This is a genomic window from Planomonospora sp. ID82291, from assembly GCF_015711645.1.
Classification (GTDB): domain Bacteria; phylum Actinomycetota; class Actinomycetes; order Streptosporangiales; family Streptosporangiaceae; genus Planomonospora.
Genome location: NZ_JABTEX010000002.1, coordinates 1,167,669 through 1,181,373 on the forward strand (window position 1 = coordinate 1,167,669; position 13,705 = coordinate 1,181,373).

The 13,705-nt window shown below is 65.3% G+C and carries 16 protein-coding genes and 1 tRNA gene; 11 read left to right on the top strand and 6 right to left on the bottom strand.

Features of this window, described 5'->3' with window-relative positions; all coding sequences use genetic code 11:
* Positions 1 to 200 precede the first annotated feature (200 nt).
* Positions 201 to 794, top strand: a complete 594-nt coding sequence (locus tag HS045_RS16160) for a dihydrofolate reductase family protein (RefSeq protein WP_196452170.1) — start codon at positions 201 to 203, stop codon at positions 792 to 794.
* Between the two features lie 192 nt (positions 795 to 986).
* Positions 987 to 1,139, top strand: coding sequence for a hypothetical protein (locus tag HS045_RS35880; protein WP_304609607.1), 153 nt, complete (start codon positions 987 to 989; stop codon positions 1,137 to 1,139).
* 71 nt (positions 1,140 to 1,210) lie between these two features.
* Here HS045_RS35880 and HS045_RS16170 read toward each other — a convergent pair whose 3' ends face one another.
* Positions 1,211 to 1,642 carry a hypothetical protein gene (locus HS045_RS16170; protein WP_196452171.1) on the bottom strand — a complete coding sequence of 144 codons (432 nt, stop codon included), beginning with the start codon at positions 1,640 to 1,642 and terminating at the stop codon, positions 1,211 to 1,213.
* 376 nt (positions 1,643 to 2,018) lie between these two features.
* Between HS045_RS16170 and HS045_RS16175 the strand changes: the two genes are divergently transcribed.
* The 3 genes from HS045_RS16175 to HS045_RS16185 all read left to right on the top strand — a co-directional run bounded on the left by HS045_RS16175 (position 2,019) and on the right by HS045_RS16185 (position 4,374).
* Entirely contained in the window at positions 2,019 to 3,332 is a 1,314-nt protein-coding gene (locus HS045_RS16175; protein ID WP_196452172.1) for an ISAs1 family transposase, read from the top strand.
* Positions 3,333 to 3,492: 160 nt separating this feature from the next.
* Positions 3,493 to 4,125 (top strand): hypothetical protein, encoded by a 633-nt coding sequence (locus tag HS045_RS16180; RefSeq protein WP_196452173.1) that lies wholly within the window; start codon positions 3,493 to 3,495, stop codon positions 4,123 to 4,125.
* Positions 4,126 to 4,224: 99 nt separating this feature from the next.
* A complete protein-coding gene (locus HS045_RS16185; RefSeq protein ID WP_196452174.1) occupies positions 4,225 to 4,374 on the top strand; it encodes a hypothetical protein in 150 nt (49 codons plus the stop codon).
* On the opposite strand, the gene HS045_RS16190 is transcribed toward HS045_RS16185, so the two are convergent.
* Genes HS045_RS16190 through HS045_RS16200 form a run of 3 tightly spaced genes read right to left on the bottom strand, consistent with a single transcriptional unit; the run spans position 4,369 to position 6,260 of the window.
* On the bottom strand, positions 4,369 to 4,737 hold the full coding sequence (locus HS045_RS16190; protein ID WP_196452175.1) for a hypothetical protein: 369 nt from the start codon (positions 4,735 to 4,737) through the stop codon (positions 4,369 to 4,371). The two genes, HS045_RS16185 and HS045_RS16190, sit on opposite strands and share 6 nt — an antisense overlap.
* A gap of 27 nt (positions 4,738 to 4,764) precedes the next feature.
* Positions 4,765 to 5,772 carry an IS3 family transposase gene (locus HS045_RS16195; RefSeq protein WP_196450887.1) on the bottom strand — a complete coding sequence of 336 codons (1,008 nt, stop codon included), beginning with the start codon at positions 5,770 to 5,772 and terminating at the stop codon, positions 4,765 to 4,767.
* Between the two features lie 29 nt (positions 5,773 to 5,801).
* Positions 5,802 to 6,260: a hypothetical protein gene (locus tag HS045_RS16200; RefSeq protein WP_196450888.1), complete on the bottom strand. Its 459-nt coding sequence runs from the start codon at positions 6,258 to 6,260 to the stop codon at positions 5,802 to 5,804.
* Between HS045_RS16200 and HS045_RS16205 the strand changes: the two genes are divergently transcribed.
* The 5 genes from HS045_RS16205 to HS045_RS16225 all read left to right on the top strand — a co-directional run bounded on the left by HS045_RS16205 (position 6,248) and on the right by HS045_RS16225 (position 11,505).
* The gene (locus HS045_RS16205; protein WP_307827546.1) at positions 6,248 to 8,146 is read left to right on the top strand and encodes a LamG-like jellyroll fold domain-containing protein; all 1,899 of its coding nucleotides are present in this window, start codon (positions 6,248 to 6,250) and stop codon (positions 8,144 to 8,146) included. The two genes, HS045_RS16200 and HS045_RS16205, sit on opposite strands and share 13 nt — an antisense overlap.
* Positions 8,147 to 8,200: 54 nt before the next feature.
* The gene (locus HS045_RS16210; protein ID WP_196452177.1) at positions 8,201 to 8,959 is read left to right on the top strand and encodes a hypothetical protein; all 759 of its coding nucleotides are present in this window, start codon (positions 8,201 to 8,203) and stop codon (positions 8,957 to 8,959) included.
* Positions 8,960 to 9,290: 331 nt separating this feature from the next.
* On the top strand, positions 9,291 to 9,647 hold the full coding sequence (locus HS045_RS34610; protein ID WP_307827547.1) for a helix-turn-helix domain-containing protein: 357 nt from the start codon (positions 9,291 to 9,293) through the stop codon (positions 9,645 to 9,647).
* Entirely contained in the window at positions 9,644 to 10,117 is a 474-nt protein-coding gene (locus tag HS045_RS16220; protein ID WP_230884060.1) for a transposase, read from the top strand. The genes HS045_RS34610 and HS045_RS16220 overlap by 4 nt, the downstream gene beginning before the upstream one ends.
* A 176-nt stretch (positions 10,118 to 10,293) precedes the next feature.
* Positions 10,294 to 11,505: an IS701 family transposase gene (locus HS045_RS16225; RefSeq protein WP_307827548.1), complete on the top strand. Its 1,212-nt coding sequence runs from the start codon at positions 10,294 to 10,296 to the stop codon at positions 11,503 to 11,505.
* A 170-nt stretch (positions 11,506 to 11,675) separates the two neighbouring features.
* On the opposite strand, the gene HS045_RS16230 is transcribed toward HS045_RS16225, so the two are convergent.
* Together HS045_RS16230 and HS045_RS16235 are read right to left on the bottom strand one after the other, a co-directional pair.
* Positions 11,676 to 12,110 carry a transposase family protein gene (locus tag HS045_RS16230; RefSeq protein WP_196452178.1) on the bottom strand — a complete coding sequence of 145 codons (435 nt, stop codon included), beginning with the start codon at positions 12,108 to 12,110 and terminating at the stop codon, positions 11,676 to 11,678.
* 461 nt (positions 12,111 to 12,571) lie between these two features.
* Positions 12,572 to 12,645: transfer RNA gene (locus HS045_RS16235), tRNA-Arg, on the bottom strand.
* Between the two features lie 252 nt (positions 12,646 to 12,897).
* On the opposite strand from HS045_RS16235, the gene HS045_RS16240 reads away from it, so the two are divergent.
* Positions 12,898 to 13,695 (top strand): phosphotransferase, encoded by a 798-nt coding sequence (locus HS045_RS16240; RefSeq protein WP_196452179.1) that lies wholly within the window; start codon positions 12,898 to 12,900, stop codon positions 13,693 to 13,695.
* Positions 13,696 to 13,705: the final 10 nt, after the last annotated feature.

Consider the following 13,705-nt stretch of genomic DNA (forward strand, 5'->3'; position numbering starts at 1 on the left):
CAAGCGGCGGGCGGCCTGGACTCCGCCTTTCCTGGCGGGGTCCTCGAAGACGGGCGAGGGGCAAGGACTGTCGGATCCGGGTGATATCGATGGAGCGGACGCGCCCGTTCCTGACCTCTCGGAATCCCGGCTGCCGGAGGGACGGGGCACGGAGGCGCGATCAGCAGGCTCGGCCCTGGAGAACTTCGGAGGAGAACACGGTGAGAAAGATCATCTTTGCGATGTCGGTGTCCCTCGACGGCTTCTTCGAAGGGCCGGACCACGAGCTGGACTGGCACCTGGTCGACGACGAGCTGCACGACCACTTCAACGAGTGGCTGGGCGCGATGGGCGCCTTCCTGGACGGACGCCGCAGCTACGAGCTGATGGCCGAGTTCTGGCCGACGGCCGACGCCGACCCCGCGAGCCCCCGGCCCGTGGTCGAGTTCGCCCGCATCTGGCGGGACATGCCGAAGATCGTCTTCTCCCGGACCCTGGAGAAGGCCGACTGGAACACCACCGTGCTCCGGGACGTCGTCGCCGAGGAGATCCTGGAACTCAAGGCGCGGCCCGGCGGAGACCTGGCGCTCGGCGGAGCCGAACTCGCCGCGACCTTCATGCGGCTCGGTCTGATCGACGAGTACCGGCTGTACGTCCACCCGGTCGTCCTCGGGCGCGGCAAGCCGCTGTTCCAGCCGTCGGACGCCGGACGTGGTCTCCGGCTCGCCGAGACCCGGGTCTTCGGCAACGGCGTCGTCCTGCTCCGCTACCAGGACCCCGCCGTGCTCGGCGGGGCGGGCGGGGAGTCCCGCTGATCACCACTGACCGGAGCACTTGACCGGTCCGGCGCCGGGCCGGACGACCGGCTCTTCCGCACCCGCACGGGTGGCCTGATCTCCGGTTCGGCCTACGCGAAGGTCTGGAAGGAGGCCCGGACCTACGCGTTCACGCCCGAGCAGGTCGCCTCGCCGCTGGCGGCCCGGCCGTACGACCTGCGCCACGCTGCGGTGTCGCTGTGGCTGAACGCCGGAGTGCACGCCCCCGAGGCGGCCGGACGAGCGGGCCGCGGGGCGGACGTGATGCTCAAGGTCTACGCCAAGTGCGTCGACGGCCGGCGCGAGGTGGCCGACCAGCGCATTCTGGAGGCTCTCGTCATGTGAGGCGGCGTGAGGACGCCATGCAGACGAAGGGTCCCGGTTCGGGCCGGGACCCTTCGCCGTGCATGGATCGATCACCGTTCGTAGAGGCGGTGGTACCACCATCCGTTGAAGGCTCCCGGCCACCGGCATGGTCGAGGGTCGGGGAGAGTACGGCGGTAGAACTCCTCGTCCAGTCTCGTCACGAGCCGCGAGAGCTCCGCCCCGGCCGAGTGCCGGAGCCGCCGCAGCGCGTATTCCAGGGTGTCGCGGGCCTCTGCCGGATCGCAGCAGGGGCAGTCGGGTTCGGGCAGGTAGAGGTAGCGGCCGGGCCGGCGGAGGAACCGTCGATACTCGACGAAGGCCGCCGTGACGGATCCGGGTTCCAGATAGCGGTTCTGGAGTTCGATGCGGGCGATGGCCGCACTGGTCCGGCTGGACAGGCCAGGGATCCGGGAAGCCGGGCGGTACCTTCGGCGGTCCGCCCACGGGTGTACGCGCAGGGCGCCGGGCCGTCTACGCGGCATCGGCCTTTCTGATCGTCATGGTCTGCATGGTGCCATACCGGGATGCCACGGACCATCCTGCTGCGTGCCTGCGAAGGCGCGGAACCGTTCCGCGAAGCGCTGCACTCCCGGTGCCACCTGGGAGAACGGGGCCACGGGCATTCCGCGTATGTTCCGCGACCGGTGGCATACGGCTGCGTCCGGCTGCCTGCGGCGGCAGGGGAGAGGAGGAGTGATCACATGCAAAAGACCAGGTCAGATGGCAGGGCCCCGGCGTTCCTTGGTTCTGATGCGGTATGACGATGTTGAGTGTTTGGTCAGGCGAAACACGAAAGAGCGCGACTTCTGGTGACCTTCCGGGTGTCGAAGACCGGTGACGATCACAGGAGTCGCGCTCGTGCCCACATCCTCCCCTACCAGCCCCTGCCCCCGCTCGCCTCTTGACCAGCTCGCCGACGTGGCATTGTGGGAAGCGGAGCTGACGGCCGACCCGATCGCGCGGGAATCGGCGCTGATGGACCGATTGGCGGCGGTGCCCGACCGGCGCTCGGCCTGCGACCGCCGCCACCGGTTGGTGGTCATCTTGGCCCTGACCGCGTGTGCGACCCTGGTCATCGGCGGTGACAGCGTGACCGCGATCCGGCAGTGGGCCTCCCGGACCCCCCAAGAGACGCTGCGCCGCATGGGCGCCTATCGTGATCCGCTCACCGGGCGCTATCTCGTCCCCAGCGAGCGGACCTTCCGCCGGGTCCTGGCGGATCTGGACGCCGACGCCCTGGATGCGGCGATCGCGGCCTATGCGGCCGACGTCGTCGGCGGCGCCGTCCCTGTCCCGCGGATCCCCCAGGCTCCCGGACCCGTCGAACGCGAACAGCGCCGCGCGGTCCGGCGGCACCTGGCTCATCCCGCTCCGGACGGCCTGCTGCCCGGCGCCGCGCTGGACGGCAAGTCCTGCCGCGGCGCCCGTACCGCAGACGGCGGGCGTGTCTTCCTGGTCGGGGCGATCAGCCACGAGCACGGCGTGATCCTGGGCCAATGCCAGGTCGCCGGTAAGAAAGGCGAGGGAGGCGCCGCTCGCGCGCTGCTGGGCCGGATGCCGGTGACCGGGGTGGTGCCGACCATGGACGCGCTGCACACCACCAAGGCCACCGCCCGCCTGATCACCGAGCGGTTGGACGCCCACTACGTGCTCATCCTCAAGGGCAACCAGCCGCTGGCCCGCGCCGCCGCGCATGCTCTGCTGTCCGGGCCGGACAGCGATTGGACGCAGACCACCGTGACCGACGACGATCGCGGGCACGGCCGCCGCGAGCGCCGCACCCTGCGCACCGCTCCGGCCGACGATGCGCTCTTCCCCGGCGCACGGCAGGCATTCCGGCTCCGCCGCGACGTCGGCGACCTGGACGGCACATGGACCGGCAAAGAGATCGTGTTCGGTATCACCAGCCTGCCCGCCGACCTGGCCGGACCAGCTCACCTCAACCACTACGAACGCGCGCACTGGGGTGTGGAAAACCGGCTCAACTGGGTCAGAGACGTCACGTTCAGAGAGGATCATTCCCAGCTCAGGACCGGTAGTGCACCCAGGGCCCTGGCCGGCTTCCGGAATCTGGCGATCAGCACCATCCGTCTGGCCGGTCGGGCCAACATCGCCCATGCCCGCCGCGACCTCCTCGACCACGATGCCGCCTTCGCCGTCTACAACATCTGACCAACAGGACGGAGTTGGACATAGCGAATCAACGCCGGGGCCCTGGAGTCGGCGGGAGGGGCCTTCGTGGGAAGGAAGGCGGCGAAGGCTGGACTCAAGGGTGTAAGTATAGGCGCAACCGATGTTCACATAATAAAATACTAGGCACGGTGGGCTGTCGATGGTCATGTTGATCAAAAAAGAAATGCATTATGCAATGAAAGAGTCGCTGAAGGCCGCAGGGTTCTCGGCGACCCGCTCCAGGGGCATTTTCATTCAGAATCGCGATTCCGGGGAGAGCGGGTGGCTTGGTCTCAATGAGAATGATAGTGAAATGCCTCGCTCTCTGTTGATCAATCCGGTGATAGGGATTCGGCATGATAAAATGCAGGAGGCCTGGGCGGAACTGGATGAGAATCCCGACATTCTGAAAAGCCCCACCCTGTTCAGTCCTTTGGGATATCTGATGCCCGAGCCGACGTATCGGGAATGGCGCTTCTCTCGGGACGGTGATCATCGGTCTACGGCGCAGGAGATCACCGCTGCGGTGATGCAATATGGAGGACCGTTCATCGAGCGATGGGCCGACTGGAGGAGTTTCTCTGAAGGGATCCATGAAACCGATCTCCTGTTGGATGTGAACCGATTTATAATCATCCCCATCGTCCGGGCCTTCGATGGAGATGTGCCGGGGGCCAAGGATATGGTGGATCAAGAAGTCGCCCGTTTGAACTCGATGAGCTCGGAAGACGTGTATGCGAAGCGCTACCGGGCTTTCGCGGAGAGATTCACCGTGCGGTTTTCTGTCCGGTGAACGCCAATGCCGTTCGAATGGAATTTGGGGCTGGCGGTCTCTCTTGACAACGGAACGGATCAATAAATGCTTGCCGATCTGAAACCGTAGGTCGCTGGCATGTCTGTACCGCTTCAAAATCCATTTCAGGGAACCCGTTTCATCCTCGGCGCATTGAGCGACGCGGTGGTTCTGGAGGACGGCAGTGGCCTTGATGAGGTGGTCGGCCTCGCTGGGTCTGCAGCGCAGATTCCGCAGGATTCCCTATGACTTGAGCTGCGCGTTCGCATGCTCGCCGGACTCGAAGAGCTTGGCACATGAGCGGTTGCCTGAACCGATCCGGGTTTCGTGGAGGCCCTGCGGAAAATGAACGGCAGATTTCGGATTTTCGTCGGTTCTTGTCCTGGCCATGTCTTCTGCCGTCGCGCACTGTGAGGGTGCGGAGGTGGGTGGATGACGAAGGAGCACATGAAGGTCAGCAGGCGATGCGGCTGTGTCGATCCCCGCACCGGACGCCAGCGCGGGGCGAATTGTCCACGTCTGCTGCAGGATGACGATCACGGCAGCTGGTACTTCGCGGTTCGGATACGGGGCTTGGACGGAGAGCGGCAGCGGGTCCGCCAGGGCGGGCATGCGGTACCTGTCAAACCGGTTGGAACATCAAGCTACGTGCGGTGTTTGTGGTGAGGCCTCGGCTTCGGGAGCCGTTGACGGCTTGTTGATCCACACCCGGGAGGGCAGCGGCGGCGGACAGGGCCGCCGGCCGCGGAACCGTTCGGGGTGGGCCAAGAAGGCCGCGTCCAAGGTCGCGACCCGCCGGGCGTGAATCTCGACCGCGGAGCCGTCGTGCACCGACGCCGGAGTGTGCATGCCGATCCCAGAATGGCGATGCTCGTTATTGTAATACTGGAAGAACTGCCCGCAGAAGACGTTGGCATCTTCAATGGAACCGAATTCCCCGGGAAATGCCGGACAATATTTGAGTGTTTTAAACTGCGCTTCGGAATACGGGTTGTCGTTGGACACGCGCGGACGGGAATGAGACTGATCGATTCCCAGCAGTGCGAGCAGGCCGGAAACGGTGTTCGACGTCATCGAGGTACCCCGGTCGGCATGAATCGCCTCCGGGGCGATCCCGCCGTTGGCCTCGATCGCGTGCTCGATGAACTCCTTGGCGAGGATCCCGGTCTCCGTCGGCCAGATCTCCCACCAGACGGTTTTCCGCGAGAAGATGTCGATGATGACGTACAGCAGATAGTACGTACCGCGCGAGGGGCCTTTCAGCTTCGTGATGTCCCACGACCACACCTGGTTCGGGCCGTCGGCCTCCAGCTCGGGTTTCTTCTTGGCCGGGTGGACGGCCTGGGCCCGGCGCTCACCGGCCGTGCCGCGCATCCGCAGCAGCCGGTACATGGTGGCCTGCGAGCACAGGTAGACGCCCTCGTCCAGCAGCATCGCCCACGCCTGGCCCGGAGACTTGTCGGCGAAGCGGGGCGAGTCCAGCACCGCCAGCACCTGCGCCCGCTCGTCCTCGGACAGTTCGGCCGGATGGTGAAACGGGCGGCGCGGTCCCAGCCGGGGCGGGACGGGATTGCGGTGCCGGTGCAGCGTGGCCCGGGATCTCCCCAGGACCGCACATGCCCTGACCGTGCCGATCGTTTCCTCCATCGCGGGGAAATGCTCGTCGAGGATCCGGTTCAGCTCTTGTCGGAGTCCGCGCTGCTTGAGATGTCCTGCAGCAGCGCGAATGCTTTTCCCGCGATGTCCAGGGCGGTCCTGGTCTTCCCCAGCTCGCCGGCGAGTCTTTCATTGCGGGCTTCGAGTTTGGCCGCGTCGGCCTTGAGCTTCTTGTTCTCGGCGCGCAGCCGGGCCATTTCCTCGGACTCGGCGCTGCGCGCGGGCTTTCCCGTCGAGGCGGCCAGGGTGCCGCCTTCAGCCTGCTTGCGCCAGTGCTCGATGTGGGAGTGGTACAGCCGTTCCCTGCGCAGCAGGGCGCCGCGCTCGGGGCTGCCTTCGGGCAGGGCGTCGAAGGCCGCCAGGATCCGCGCCTTGTAGGCCTTGGTGAAGGTGCGCCGCTTGGGCCGGCCCGGCTGCTGGGAGGTCACGCGACCATCCTGCCCGGTCATGGCGGTCTGGTCGGCGAGTGTCATCGTCACTGTCGTGGTGGTCCTGTCTCGCCCTGCTTCATATCAGAGGGAATCGTACGTCCCATGTCTCACAGCAGTCTGACAGAGAGGGCGGTGAGGAGCCACTGGCGCAGACCAACGGTCCGGTGATCCACACAGACGAGAGCTTCTCCGCCGCTGCCTGGCTGCGGTGGGGTGACGTTGATGGGGACTACAGCGTCATCGAACAGAAGGGCACCCATCAGTCGCCCTTCCGGCTCGGCAGTGACCCCCAACGCGGGCTGGTGTTCACCTTCACCAGTGCCGATACCGCCGAAGCGGCGGTAGAGGGTGTGCGCTCCGACGTCAAGCCACCGGTCAACGAATGGTTCCATCTGGCCGGTGTGTACGACGCGGAAACCAAGACTGTCTCGCTCTATCTCAACGGAACCTTGATTAAGTCCGAGCCGATTAGCTTCAAAAGTTGGGACGCCAATAGCAAGAGCACGCTAGGCAGTATAATGCGCGGCGATCTTGACGACGTACGCGTTTATCAGACTCCGTTGACGGCTGAGCAGCTCGGTAACATTATGAAGCCGCAGAGCTTCGACATAGGCGCGAGGGCTCAGACCAAATCTAGAGTGTCCGCAGCGCAGAATGTGGGTCAGTTCAAGTACGATCACATGTCGCTTGAGCAGTGTGAATCCGAGCGCGACAAGCGGATCGGGACATCGAACTCATGGGACTCCGGCGGCGGCTGGGACTGGCTCGTTCCGTACGCGGGCTGCTGGAGCAGACATCAACAATTCGCCATATATAAAGAGATTAAGGAATACGATAAGTCCTGCGGGTGCTACAAGCGAAAAGCAGAAGACATCGAAGAATGGCTCAACTTCGATACGACGGTCGTCATGCATTCCTATCTCGGCAACGGGAACGGAACCGGGATCACTGGCGGAACCGGTAGAAATTCTCGCGATATCAAAGTGTGGACCAGAGTCGATAACTTTAAAACTCAGGACACGGGATTCTGGGGCCTCCTTCTCGGTGCCGGAGGAACTGATCCAGAGGACCTAAAGAACACGTTGAAGCTCAAGATCGAAGTCAAGGGCGGGACGACACCGTGTTCGGTCATCGAATCGACGGTCGGCAATGCCAGAGACACCCGAACAGGTTCCATGCGGATGTGGCTGGACCGCAGCGACGATGACTTCATCGTCCGCTCTCAGGCAAGTAAAGTGAGCCATTGCACGATCATGCCATGGGTCATTTACAATAACCCCACCACCCCGGGTCATGGCGACCAGCAGGTGGCTGCCGCCTGGGGTGACGCCAACAGGGTTCCCGAGAATAAGCTAAGAGAAACCGCGCCCAGAGTGCGCTGCGACAGCATCGGAATGGGAGGCGCAGTAAATTACTACATCGGTGGCTGCGTTTTCAATGGGGCAAGCCGCGTGTACACCATGAACACATTCAACCTCAGCAATGGCGCCGTCGCCCGACACATTCAAAAAGCGCTCACCAATCCTCAAGACACCGTCCCCTTTAAGGCCGACGGGCCCAAACATATTCCAGGAAACTGGAACGCCAGTAGATCAAGCCCCGAGGGGAAGCCTCTAGAGCGGATCTATACGAACACAAACGCATACAAGAATAATGTCGACGCGAAGGATAAGGTCTGCGAGGAGTTCTTCGATGATCGCCCACGAAAGAAGACAGGAGAAATCGACAAGTCTAGATGGGAACATTGCGACGAATACCCATTCGCATCCACCAGGCAAGGAGGGGGGTTCGACCATCCGGAATATGGGAAGAACAACTTCTCGGTCTACGCTCTGACAGGAAGCCAGAACACGAGCGCCGGAACAGATCTCAATATATTCTACGGCCGGTATCGCGTTCTGAACGGCAACCAATTCTGGGTTGCGATTAAGTGACAGCCGCCGCGGGCGCCACATGCGTGGCGTCCGCGGCTTACAGGGAAGCATAAAATGAGGACTTCAGAACGACTATGGCATCTCGTTCACCGCTACGGCCTGGGATCATCATTCACCGGTGTGTGGGTTGAGAACCGGGAAATCTCGGAGAGTGTCCGTATACTGGGTGTCGATACCACCACTGGAGTGGATTGCACCTGGGCTGATATAAACAAGGAACGGGAGGCTGGCAATGAGCAGGGGTTCATCTGGGCCGGGCGGATAAACAGTCACTGGATACAGCTCATCTACATCGGCGTGGAGGCCCCCGATGCGTTGCCGAAGCTGACAGAAGGAGATAGAAGGGTGCTTCTCATAAGTTGGCACGTGAACAGCGCCGGAAAACTTATCTATGCCAGAAACGGGGATTACGCAACTATTTTCGACATCACGCGACCAGATCGACAGAGAGGCGCCGATCCACACGCTCTTGACCAATACGCCGAGGGGCTGATGTTCGATGCCCACGACACGTCATGGGAAAATGACCCAGAGCTTCTCCCGGGATGGCTGGAATATTCCCGCTGGGAAGAGTTGCGTTTGGAGACTGAGGCATCTGATGATGATTACGACAACATGCCTACCGAGTGGATGAGCTTCCTTGAACTTGCGGCCAACGGATACAGTCCTCAGCTGGCCACTTGCATAACCTCCGCGTTCATCCTCGTGGGACGCATCGTGGGACAAGAGCTGGATGAGGCCTGGATGGAAGGGGTGCACACCCGTTTCGCCTTCACCGGGGTCGAGGAGGAGCAGCGCAGGATTGAACGGTAAGGCAAGTGATTGATAAGCGACTGTGAGTAGCGCCTGTGTGATCGGTGGCGATGCCGGTGCTGCGTTCCTCAATGGGTAGTGGGATTGTCACCGCTCAGTCGCCCCGCCCAGGGGAATCCTTCCTGACGGGAGGGTTCTGTCATGCCGAAACTGCTGCGCGCCCGAGCGCCGCGCGATGACCAGGAAGAACGCCAGATTCGCAAGCTCGCCGGAGCCCGTCACGCTCCGGCCGACTGGATCCAGCGCGCCAGGATCGTGATGCTGAGCTGGGGCGGAATGCGCGGCCCGGCCATCGTGGCGTTCCCCCCAGGTCGGCTGCCATCCCGAAACGGTGCGGCGCCGGCTGCGCCGTTTCAACGCCGAGGGCCTGGACGGGCTCGGCGACCGGCCCGGCTCCGGCCGCAAGCCGCGCCTCACCCAGGCCGAGCGCTCGCAGATCATCGCGCTGGCCAAGAGCACCCCGCCCGGGCGGCTGCGCTGGCGCACCTGGGGTGAGCTGGAGGCCGAGGACGAGGCCGGTCCGGCGGTGTGGACCCTGGACGCGCTCACCGCCGCAGCCCGCGGGCAGGGCATCACCGTCGGCCGCTCCCAGGTCCGCCGGATCCTGCTGGCCGAGGGGGTGAGATGGCGCCGCACCCGGTCCTGGAGCACCAGCAAAGATCCCGGGTTCGCCGTAAAAGAACGATGATCGTCGGCCTGTACACCGACCCGCCTGAAGGCGCGGTCGTGCCCCGGGCATTTCCGCCGGCACCGGCCTGGACACCTGATGGACACCGGGTCAAGGTCGCCCTGGAGTACCGGCGTGGATCGGAGAAAACCTGGGTCTACGGTGCGCTGCGCGTGGCCGACGGCACCGCGGTGACGATGACGTCGCCCTCGCGCAACAGCGTGTCCTATCAGGAGTTCCTGCGACGGGTCGAAGACGCCAACCCGGGCACCGGTGACGTCGTCGTGATCGCCGACAACCTGTCCAGCCACAACAGTCTCGCCACCCGCACCTGGCTGGCCGATCACCTGCGGATCCGGCACGCGTTCATCCCGGTCGGCGCATGCTGGCTCAACCTGCAGGAAGCGTGGTGGAGGATCTTCCGCCGGCATGCCCTGGCCGGGTATCCTTCGCCGGTCCGGCCGACATCGACCACGCCACCCGGATCGTGACCGCCCAGCTCAACCAGCAGGCCAAACCCTGGGTCTGGGGCCGGCCGCCACCGGTTCCCCGGCGTCTGCGCCGCCGGTTCGTCTACATGCTTTGAGGAACGCAGCATCTGTACTACATTCGTAGATCCTGATTCATTTGGCCCCGCTGCGGGATGTAGTTAGGTCATCGTCAGTGCGTGACGTGTGCTCTGACCTACGATCTCGTCGTGTCCTGGGATGCGGAACTGACCGCGCTGACCACGTGCATCGCCGGCCCCCTGTTCACCCGGCCCGAGCCGCGCCAGGCCTTCGCCGACCTGGTGCGCGCTCTGCTGGCCGATGTGCCTCGCAAGAACTCCTGGCAGCTGGCCGACCACATCGGCCACACCACCGCCCATCGGTTCGAGCACCTGCTGGACCGCGCGAAATGGGACGTCAACGCCTTGCGCGACGAGGTCCGCTCCTACGTGATCGCACATCTGGGCCGCGCCGACGGCGTGCTCATCGCCGACGACACCAGCGCGATCAAGAAGGGTCAGATGTCCGTCGGCGTGGCCGACCAGTACTGCGGCCTGACCGGCCAGGTGGAGAACTGCCAGGTCATGCCCATGCTCACCTACGCCTCCGAGGCCGGGCAGGCCTTCGTCAACCGGCGCCTGTACCTGCCCGAAGCCGGGGCCGGTGATCCGCAGCGGCGGGCACGGGCCGGGGTGCCCGAACACGTCGCCTTTCGCACCAAGCCGCAGCTGGTGATCGACATGCTCGCCGAGGAGCTCGCGGCCGGCACCCCGTTCCGCTACCTATGCGCCGATACGGGCTACGGCCGAGACCCGCACCTGCGCGCGTTCTGCCATGAACGCGCCCTCGGCTACGTCCTGGCGGTTCCGGTCGACCTGCCCCTGGTCGCCGTCCGAGGTGGCGTCGAGCCAGCCGGGCACGTGCTGGACCGGCTGCTGGCTCTCGGCCGGGCCGGGATCGGGGAGCGCCGCTCATGCGGGACCGGCACCAAGGGCCTGCGCGTCTACGACTGGACCGCCCTGGCCGTCACCGTGGCCGGACAGGCACCCGCGCCCGGATATGTGCACACGCTGCTGATCCGCCGCTCCGTCAGCGCCCCGACAGAGGTGGAGTTCTTCCTGGCCCACGTCCCGGCCGGCACCCCGGTCCCCGGGCTGATCGACGCGGCCGGGATGCGCTGGAAGATCGAGGAGAACAACGAGCACGGCAAGGATCTGCTCGGCCTGACCTCCTATCAGGTGCGCAAGTGGACCCCGTGGCACCGGCACGTCACCATCGCCATGCTCGCCCTGGCGTTCCTGGCCGTCATGCGTGCCGCCCTGTCCGCCGACGCCGATGAGGCCGCTGGCGAGGGAAAAGACCGCTCGCTCCTGGAGACGCCAGCGGGCTGAGGCTCGTGCGGCTCTCGCTCGCCGAGATCCGCCATGTCCTGGCCCGGCTGCTCATCCCGGCGGCCAACGCCATCGATCACGTCCTGGCCTGGTCGAACTTCCGACGGCTCCACCAGACACGCGCTCTGATCAGCCACTACCGACGACGCGGCGACCCACTCCCAGCGGAGTTACGAATGTAGTACCAGCAGGTGGATGGTGGTGCCGTCGCTCAGGCGGGCGCCCCGCAGCGCCTTGCCGTCCACCGCGATCGCCCGGCGTCGGGGCAGGGCGACCGGCTGCGGGCGGGTGGTCAGCCAGGCGGTGAGGACCGCGTCCAGAGTGTCGGCATCGACGCTCTGCAGGATCCGGCGGATCGTCGCCTCGTGCGGCGGCCGGCGGCCGTTGTCGCAGATGTCGCGCCGGACCTCCAGCGCGGCCTGGACCTGGGCTGGAGCATCGGCGATCCATTCGCCGATCGCGGTGCAGGATCGTGCTCCGGCCAGCACCGCCGCTGCGGCGACCGCCAGTACGGAAGCGAGGGTGTGCCGGATCCCACGGCGGTCGCGCGGGTCGGGAAGCTGTCGTAGCTGCTCCAGCAGGCTGGTGCATTCGGTGACGGTCACGGGTGAGGAGTCACCGGTCACCGTGGCCAGGTGGTCCAGGGCGCGGTTGATCGGCGATGATGTGGGGGCAGGCAGGGTCTTCTCTGATCATTTGGCGTCGAGAACCTCATGATCTCGAAGGTCGTCCTGTTCGTTACTCCGGTGGTCGCCGTGCCGCGCCGGGTGCGAGCTCATGCTCTGAACCGGACACCATGGTTGTCAACGCCACTTTGCCGAAGCCCTGCCGGCCGGAGCGGTCCGACTCCTGTCGTTGGCTATGGAAGGTCTGAAATGCGGGGAGAAGGGATCATTTGGGGTCAAGGAGACGTCATGACTGGTGGAAGCGGCACGGCGAGCTGATTTCGATCACGACGTGTGCACGGTCCGTGCACGCGAGCGCGCCACGAGCACGCGGGGACCGGAACTTCATTCCAAAAGAGGCCTGTCCTCCAAGCTTCCGCAGGTCAGGCCATGATCAAAAGCGCGCCCTGCAGGATTCGAACCTGCGACCGTCGGATTAGAAGTCCGGTGCTCTATCCAGCTGAGCTAAGGGCGCTCCTGCCTAATTGTGCATGATCCGGCGAGTGTCCACGCATCGGTTTCCCCACCGTGTCAGGAAGATCACTCCGTGGATGCGCCGGAGCGCCGTCCCGACGGAGGATCGGAACCGGAGAAACGTCAGGTCGGACGGGGCTGGGAAGGCGGTCCGGGGGCGGCGCGGGACACCGAGTGCTCTTTCCAACGGACGGGTACCGGTCCGGCCGGAACGGGCCCGACCACCGGACGGGCCGGTCTAGGCTCAAGTGCCATGTTCGTCGCCACGTCCCACGAGGAGATTCCTCTGCTGGGCGGCGATGTGACGGAGGGCGTGGTGCGCGTCGGGGAGACCGTGCGCAGGCCCACCCGGCCGTCCACGCCGTCCGTGCACGCGCTGCTGCGGCACCTGGAGGCCGCGGGCTTCGACGGGGCGCCCCGCGTGATGGGCGTCGACGAGCGGGGCCGGGAGATCCTCACCTATCTCGACGGCGAGTCCGGTCTCCGCCCGCTGCCGCCGTACGCGGTCACCGACGGGGCTCTGGCGGCCCTGGCCGGGCTGCTGCGGCGCTTCCACGACGCCGCCGCGACCTTCCGGCCGCCCCCCGACGCGATCTGGGAGGACGGATCCAACGACGACCGGGCTCCGGAACTGGTCGGTCACTGCGACGTCAATCTCGACAATGTGCTCTTCCGGGACGGCTTGCCGTACGCGTTCATCGACTTCGACCTGGCCCGGCCGACCACCCGGCTGTTCGACGTGGTGACCACCCTGCGCCACTGGGCGCCCCTCGCGGATCCCCTCGACCTGGATCCCGCCCAGCGGGATCTGGCGGTCGGCCCGCGCCTGCGCCTGTTCTGCGACGCGTACGGCCTGCCGCCGCGCGATCGCAGGCGCCTGCTCGACCTCGCCCGCCTCCGCTTCAGCCGCTCCTACGCCATCATGCGGACCAGGGCCGCCGCGGGCGGCGGCTGGGCCCGCCTGTGGGCCGAGGGGGCCGGGGCGCGCATCCGCAGGGCCGGAGCGTGGCTCGACGCACACCAGGATGAGCTTCATGTCCACCTCGTCTAGGAAGACCGGA

Excerpts from the sequence above, each read along its gene's own strand:
- HS045_RS16170 (WP_196452171.1), bottom strand. The coding sequence starts at position 1,642 with ATGCCGCGTAGACGGCCCGGCGCCCTGCGCGTACACCCGTGGGCGGAC.
- HS045_RS16180 (WP_196452173.1), top strand. The coding sequence starts at position 3,493 with ATGGTCATGTTGATCAAAAAAGAAATGCATTATGCAATGAAAGAGTCG.
- HS045_RS16185 (WP_196452174.1), top strand. The coding sequence starts at position 4,225 with ATGTCTGTACCGCTTCAAAATCCATTTCAGGGAACCCGTTTCATCCTC.
- HS045_RS16190 (WP_196452175.1), bottom strand. The coding sequence starts at position 4,737 with ATGCCCGCCCTGGCGGACCCGCTGCCGCTCTCCGTCCAAGCCCCGTAT.
- HS045_RS16195 (WP_196450887.1), bottom strand. The coding sequence starts at position 5,772 with ATGGAGGAAACGATCGGCACGGTCAGGGCATGTGCGGTCCTGGGGAGA.
- HS045_RS16210 (WP_196452177.1), top strand. The coding sequence starts at position 8,201 with ATGAGGACTTCAGAACGACTATGGCATCTCGTTCACCGCTACGGCCTG.
- HS045_RS16220 (WP_230884060.1), top strand. The coding sequence starts at position 9,644 with ATGATCGTCGGCCTGTACACCGACCCGCCTGAAGGCGCGGTCGTGCCC.
- HS045_RS16240 (WP_196452179.1), top strand. The coding sequence starts at position 12,898 with ATGTTCGTCGCCACGTCCCACGAGGAGATTCCTCTGCTGGGCGGCGAT.